7 protein-coding genes and 1 pseudogene are annotated in these 6,343 nt (G+C 51.9%); 5 read left to right on the forward strand and 3 right to left on the reverse strand.

The genetic code is table 11. The annotated features are described in order from the left end of the window. Nucleotides 1-17 precede the first annotated feature (17 nt). The 5 genes from VE954_RS12725 (at nucleotide 18) to VE954_RS12745 (ending at nucleotide 5,339) form a co-directional block, all read left to right on the forward strand. On the forward strand, nucleotides 18-2,312 hold the full coding sequence (locus VE954_RS12725) for a nitric-oxide reductase large subunit (protein ID WP_324953263.1): 2,295 nt from the start codon (nucleotides 18-20) through the stop codon (nucleotides 2,310-2,312). Between the two features lie 8 nt (nucleotides 2,313-2,320). Further along, nucleotides 2,321-2,809 carry a hypothetical protein gene (locus VE954_RS12730; RefSeq protein ID WP_324953265.1) on the forward strand — a complete coding sequence of 163 codons (489 nt, stop codon included), beginning with the start codon at nucleotides 2,321-2,323 and terminating at the stop codon, nucleotides 2,807-2,809. 8 nt (nucleotides 2,810-2,817) lie between these two features. Next, entirely contained in the window at nucleotides 2,818-3,846 is a 1,029-nt protein-coding gene (locus VE954_RS12735) for a phospholipase D-like domain-containing protein (RefSeq protein WP_324953267.1), read from the forward strand. Between the two features lie 574 nt (nucleotides 3,847-4,420). Beyond that, a complete protein-coding gene (locus VE954_RS12740; protein WP_324953269.1) occupies nucleotides 4,421-4,738 on the forward strand; it encodes a hypothetical protein in 318 nt (105 codons plus the stop codon). A 70-nt stretch (nucleotides 4,739-4,808) separates the two neighbouring features. Beyond that, complete coding sequence (locus VE954_RS12745) at nucleotides 4,809-5,339, forward strand: hypothetical protein (protein ID WP_324953271.1); 531 nt, start codon at nucleotides 4,809-4,811, stop codon at nucleotides 5,337-5,339. A gap of 106 nt (nucleotides 5,340-5,445) precedes the next feature. Here VE954_RS12745 and VE954_RS12750 read toward each other — a convergent pair whose 3' ends face one another. The 3 genes and pseudogenes from VE954_RS12750 to VE954_RS12760 form a co-directional block, all read right to left on the reverse strand. After that, the gene (locus tag VE954_RS12750; protein WP_324953273.1) at nucleotides 5,446-5,745 is read right to left on the reverse strand and encodes a hypothetical protein; all 300 of its coding nucleotides are present in this window, start codon (nucleotides 5,743-5,745) and stop codon (nucleotides 5,446-5,448) included. A gap of 4 nt (nucleotides 5,746-5,749) precedes the next feature. Then, entirely contained in the window at nucleotides 5,750-6,130 is a 381-nt protein-coding gene (locus VE954_RS12755) for a hypothetical protein (RefSeq protein WP_324953275.1), read from the reverse strand. Beyond that, nucleotides 6,127-6,343 (reverse strand): annotated as a pseudogene (locus tag VE954_RS12760) (hypothetical protein); the annotation flags it as partial. The pseudogene VE954_RS12760 and the gene VE954_RS12755, both read right to left, overlap by 4 nt.

The following is a 6,343-nucleotide window of genomic DNA, read 5'->3' on the forward strand; positions in this document are numbered from 1 at the left end:
AATCGTGGAGAAAAGAAATGAGTGGCGCGCGAAGACTCTGGGTTGTCCTGGCAGGAGTGGTTATCACGTCCTTTGCCGTACTTGGCTACTATGGTCGGGAGATCTACCGACAGGCTCCACCGGTCCCTTCGCAAGTCTTGACCTCAGAGGGACAGGTGGTTTTTTCAGGCCATACAATCAACCAAGGCCGAGCGGTTTGGCAAACGACGGGCGGTCAGGAACTCGGCTCCATCTGGGGTCATGGCGCCTATAGCGCGCCCGATTGGTCGGCCGATTGGCTCCATCGGGAAGCCATCTTTATATTAAATAAGCTAGCGCAGGCTGAGTATGGCAACCCTTACGACGTTTTGAATGAAGAGCAGCAAGGTCTTCTCAAAACAAGACTGCGGAAGGAACTCCGAACCAATACATATGATCCCATAACAGGCATTTTGAGCATTTCTCCTCTGAGAGCCTCAGCTATTCAGGAGGTCTCAAAACATTATACCGGGTTATTTATGGGTGACCCAGCCATGGCAGACCTTAGGGAATCTTATGCCATGAAAAAAAATACGATCAACGATCCAGAGCGAATGGCAGAGATGAATGCGTTCTTTTTTTGGACAGCCTGGGCAGCGGTCACGCAACGTCCCAACCAGGACATTACCTACACCAACAATTGGCCTCCCGAAAAACTTGTTGGCAATGAACCGAGTTCTTCGCTTCTTCTTTGGACCGGGTTTAGTGTTATCCTGCTTTTAGCAGGCATTGGCGCCTTGGCCGCCTATTACGCAAGTCGGCCTGAAGAGCACCTGGATGCGTCCAAACTTCCCACTCAGGATCCGCTTCTCGCGCTTGCGCCGACCCCTTCCATGCAAGCCACTCTTAAATATTTTTGGGTCGTTGCGGGCATGATTGTGGTGCAGATTGCACTCGGTGTCGTGACAGCTCACTATGGTGTGGAAGGCACAGCATTCTATGGCATTCCGCTGGCCGAAATCCTGCCTTATTCTGTGACTCGAACCTGGCACCTGCAACTGGGAATTTTCTGGATTGCAACGTCATGGTTGGCTACAGGTCTTTTTGTAGCGCCGGCCGTATCCGGCTATGAACCCAAAGCCCAGCGTCTTGGTGTTAATTTTTTATTCGTGGCTTTGCTCATCATTGTCGTCGGTTCGCTGGCGGGACAATGGTTCTCGATCATGCAGAAACTCGATCTCGATGTTAATTTCTGGATTGGTCACCAGGGCTATGAATATGTCGACCTTGGACGCTTTTGGCAGGCATTTCTCTTCATAGGACTTCTTCTTTGGCTATTTTTGATGACAAGAGCCATCTGGCCTGCCTTTCGCAAAGAGGAAGAAGGCCGTCATCTTCTCGCTCTGTTTTTAATTTCATCCGCAGCCATCGCTCTCTTTTATGGAGCGGGCCTTATGTGGGGTCGAACGACCAATCTAGCGATCGTTGAGTATTGGAGATGGTGGGTCGTTCATCTCTGGGTTGAAGGATTTTTCGAGGTCTTTGCTACCGTGGTCATCGCATTTCTCTTTGTACGAATGGGACTCCTTGGAGTCAGTTTGGCTACAACCACGGTGCTTTTCTCCACTATTATTTTCCTCTCTGGCGGCATTCTGGGAACGTTCCATCATCTCTATTTCTCGGGGACACCCACGGCTGTGCTTGCCATAGGCGCTTCGTTCAGTGCACTGGAAGTGGTCCCTCTCGTTTTCGTCGGATTTGAAGCCTACCACAACCTTAAGCTGGGCCGCGCCGCGCCGTGGGTGAGGGCCTATCGCTGGCCTATCTACTGCTTTATATCAGTCGCGTTTTGGAATTTCCTCGGTGCTGGAATTTTTGGCTTCCTCATCAATCCGCCTATTGCCCTCTACTATATGCAGGGACTCAATACGACGGCCGTTCATGCGCATTCTGCTCTCTTTGGAGTGTATGGAATGCTTGGCATTGGCCTTATGCTTTTTGTACTCAAGGGTCTCGCGGCTCGGCAGGTATGGAAAAATGGGCTCATCAGCTTCTCGCTTTGGTCGATCAACATAGGCCTGGCTTTGATGGTCCTCCTGAGTCCCCTCCCGATTGGGATCCTGCAAACGCTGGCCAGCTTTGAACAGGGTTATTGGTATGCGCGCTCAGCGGAATTCATGCAGACACCGCTCATTGATAAACTTCGCTGGCTCAGGGTTATCGGTGACACACTCTTCGCCGTTGGAGCGCTTGGTTTGGGATGGTTCGTACTGGGGCTTAAGACGGGTTGGTCCATACAAAGTAAGGAAACTGATCTTCCTGATAAGGTTTCTCCGCATCTGCCCAGGAGATAGGAGGGGGATTGAGAGTGTTATTTTTTTTCAGCCGCATTTCCATCTTCCTTTTGCTGATGGGATGCCGAACCCTGCCGTCCCTCGACCAGCGTTCGGCATCGACAGCCTTGATTGATACGGATTCCACCGCACTGGGTCGGGCCATCACCCCGCTGTCAGGTGTTCATCAGGGGAAGTCAGGAATTTATTCCTTACGCAAGGCCCGGCAAGCGTTTGCAGCCCGCATACTTCTGGCTCAGGCTGCCGAGCGGAGCCTGGATATTCAGTATTACATTTGGCATCAGGACACGACGGGAATCCTGCTCTTTGAGAGCATCCGTGCCGCTGCGGATCGAGGCGTTCGCGTACGTCTGCTCTTGGATGACAATAATACGTCTGGAATGGATCCCATCCTTAAGGCACTCGATGCCCACACTCATATAGAAATTCGCCTCTTCAATCCATTCCTGCTCCGGGAACCAAGATGGATTGGCTATATCACAGATTTTCACGCTTGAACCGACGCATGCACAATAAGTCTTTTACCGCCGATAATCAGGCCACTATTATCGGTGGGCGCAACGTGGGCGATGAATACTTTGGCGTCACCACAGATATGCTCTTTGTTGATCTTGATGTTCTGGCCGTTGGTCCCGTGGTCAAGGATGTGTCACGCGATTTTGATCGCTACTGGGCCAGCCATTCGGCCTATCCCGTGAGCCTTATCCTGGATGATGAGAAGCCCAAAGCTGATATCACCGCAGCTGCCGAGCGAGTCCAGCGGAGCGCTGCAGCTCAGCATTACCTGGATGCGGTGCGCAGCTCAAACTTTGTCCAGGAACTCAGGAAGGGTCGGCTCGATTTGGAATGGGCCAGCACGCACATGGTGAGCGATGATCCTGCCAAAGGATTGGGCCAGGCACCGCCGAAAAGCATGCTTCTGCAACGTTTAAGGGCTACGATGGGGCCTGCGGCAAGGCGGATGGATATCGTCTCGCCTTACTTTGTGCCGACGGCGGATGGTGTGGACGCTTTTGCTGAAATGACGAAGCAGGGCGTCAAACTCAGGGTTTTAACGAATGCCCTCGAGGCCACTGATGTGGCTGTCGTACATGCCGGGTATGCAAAATACCGAAAACCGCTGCTAGGTTTGAACGTGGAGCTGTATGAGTTTAGAAATGCCACACCCCGCATCGAAACGGATGGCGTGGGACGAGGCAGCTCGCAGACGAGCCTGCATGCGAAGACGGTGGCGATCGATGGCACGCGGATTTTTATTGGGTCCTTCAATTTTGATCCTAGATCGGCAGATCTCAATACAGAGCTTGGCTTTGTTATCGACAGCCCCAATCTGGCCCAGGAGATTCAATCCGTTTTTGATCGCAGAATTGATCAACAGGCCTATGAGGTCCGGCTGGGGGATGACGATCAGCTCTATTGGATCGGGTTACAAGACGGCCGGGAAGTCAGGTATGACCAGGAGCCTGGAACCGGATTTTGGCAGCGGCTTGGCCTTGGAGTCCTGGCCTGTCTTCCGATTGAGTGGCTCCTTTGACGTTTTCTGTTCTTCCTCCTGGAGCTGTTTCTTAGGTGCGAGATGGTCAAGACACAGGTGAGTGCGGAGCACTTATTGGGGACCAGTACTTATAAGGTGCCAGGACAGATAGTTTCTGCCGAAGTTGACTTGAAATTATGAAGAATTGAAATGTCTTAAAGCTCCTGCCGTTGATAGTCTGTGGGACCGTCTAAGATTTAATTCTTAATCATGCGCAGAAAGCAAACTTAAAGTCTGCCTTTGCTGCGGCGCAAAGTTCATAGCAAAATACTTGGAAAATTGCAGTATCAAGGATTGAGAAAGGTATGGTCCAAAGCTATTTGCTTTGGACTTTCTTTCAAGTTATTTTTTCGACAGAGGAGCTCATTTACTTTTTTGTGCAGCAGTCTTGTCCGCGGCAATTTATAGGCTATTGAGCAGGAGCCCCATTCAAAAACGAATCGAGGAAACTGCAGACGTTTTGTGCTTTCTGCAGCAAAATATTGGCCTCAATCCATGGCAGATGGAAGAGTCTATTGCTGATACAAGGGCTTTGAGCTATAGTTTAGGCCGTACGGCATAAGGGCTTCAAACGATGGCAGAGAAATATCTGATTGTATTTGGTGAGCATACGGAGCAGCAGCTTAAGAAGCATTTGGATGGGACCAAGTCTCATAGAGAGGCCTCCTGGCTCTATGATGGTTTGGTGTATCGGGAAGAAGTGTCTTGTGAAGACGTCCTCCATCTGTTCTTTAAAGACCCAAAATTTGCGCCTACCGCCATGATTGATAACAATAAGTGGCTGACCCCCGCTCATTTTGGTCACAATCAACGGATCTGGCAGCAGGCCATTAGTCAGTGTCTGGCCATGGCGGATCGCACATTGATTCGGTTCTACGCTTACGTTGAATGAGTTTTGAAACTTCCCATTAAAGTCCCAGCACTCGAGCAGCAGCAGAAGCTCCCTCTTTCAATCTCTTGTAATGTTAGCGGCAGAAAAAGAGAAGCTTCCCCAGTTCCACGGCGTCTATGACCTCGCGGCTGCAGACCTTGCAGTCAAGGCCATGAATGAACGCTGGACTCAGACGTCGTTCGCTGTTGCCAAAGCCGTGGCCCAGTACGTGGCCGTTTCGGGTGATTATCGCTACTGCGCCAGCGCTGATGCTCTTCCCACAGTCATTATCACTTGCAGCACGATTAAGGATATCTTCCATGCTCGCGAGAACGGCCTTCTGTTTGCTCCCTATGGCCGCCGCTACGAGGAACTGGCTAAAATGTTGAGCCAGCATCAGGCGGAATGGTTGCATGACAGCCGTTACTTCACGGCGCGTTACACCATCGAAAAGGAATTTTTCAAACCTGTTGCACTGTGGAGCCTTTGTCCCGCGGACACATTTGCAAGCAAACAGCAGGCGCTGGACCAGCAGCTGCAGGCTTATCAAAAAGCCGCGACCTTTACCGTGCGCAATCAACTGGAAAAGGATATAACAGCGACTTTGGCGAACTGTCCGTAATCCGGCCGTCCGCCAGACTCTTAAGTTGGGCGGACTCGCCTTCTGCTTACATTCAAAGCCTTTGAACGTGTGAAATGCAACCAACTCAACCATAATTCTCAAGAACCTAGCGAAGCCGCCAGTTTTTCCCCTCTTCCACGACAAAAAGCTCCTCGGCAAGCGCCGCGAAGACCTTGCTGTCATCAGGCCCACCGCATGCGCGATAGGCTTTCACGGCATCATAGGGTCCCCATGGAAGGACAGTGACCAGCTGGTTCTTCATGCACTCTTTCTGAGCTTCTGTCACGACTGGAGCAGGATCGATCGGCGCCCCGCCATCGTCCTTTGATTTTTCGCAGGCCATGAGAAGTCCCACAAAGATTAGCATCGACCCCAGCTTTTTATGACCCATTCTTCCGCTTTGCATTCCGTTATTCCTTGAATTCATAGGTTTTCATAATAAGGCCGACATGCGCCCGCGTCACCGTCGGATCCAAATCGCCAGCCAGCGTCATGCAGGCGACTAGGTAATCTTCCGACACGCGACAACTTTCTTGCCTGGCATGATTGAGACAAAACGCGGCCCTGAGAGTCGGTTCCGCTATGCTGCGGGCCTCTTCGAAACCCTCGGGCTTGCAGGCATCCAATCCACCGACAGGAGGAACTTTTGTGGGGGCAGGCGTCGGTGTGGGTGATGGAATCGGCGTTGGTGTCGGGCCCGTCCCGCTGTCCGGACCTTCTGATTTTTTGCTGGTGCAAGCGGAGAGCACAAGAGGAAGAAGGAGCCCCGACACTCCAAGTCGCATCTTCATTTTTTTACACCTTTCATCGTGGGAATCGCGTGGTCACCGCAAAGTTTTTCCTCGTTCGCCAGGGGGCAGCCGCCTTGAATCCACGTCAAGAACATATCCCGCATGGGTTTGGGCAAGGCTGGCCCGGTCATCGGCATGCCGGGCTTCTGTGCCCCCAGCCCAGCGTCCTCTTCCAAGGCACGAATTTCCAGGCGACGCCAAAGCTCCCTGGGG

This window comes from Oligoflexus sp., from assembly GCF_035638955.1.
Taxonomy (GTDB): Bacteria; Bdellovibrionota_B; Oligoflexia; order Oligoflexales; family Oligoflexaceae; genus Oligoflexus.

Coding starts and splice junctions, on each gene's coding strand:
- VE954_RS12725 (WP_324953263.1), top strand. CDS start 18: ATGAGTGGCGCGCGAAGACTCTGGGTTGTCCTGGCAGGAGTGGTTATC.
- VE954_RS12735 (WP_324953267.1), top strand. CDS start 2,818: ATGCACAATAAGTCTTTTACCGCCGATAATCAGGCCACTATTATCGGT.
- VE954_RS12740 (WP_324953269.1), top strand. CDS start 4,421: ATGGCAGAGAAATATCTGATTGTATTTGGTGAGCATACGGAGCAGCAG.
- VE954_RS12745 (WP_324953271.1), top strand. CDS start 4,809: ATGTTAGCGGCAGAAAAAGAGAAGCTTCCCCAGTTCCACGGCGTCTAT.
- VE954_RS12750 (WP_324953273.1), bottom strand. CDS start 5,745: ATGCAAAGCGGAAGAATGGGTCATAAAAAGCTGGGGTCGATGCTAATC.
- VE954_RS12755 (WP_324953275.1), bottom strand. CDS start 6,130: ATGAAGATGCGACTTGGAGTGTCGGGGCTCCTTCTTCCTCTTGTGCTC.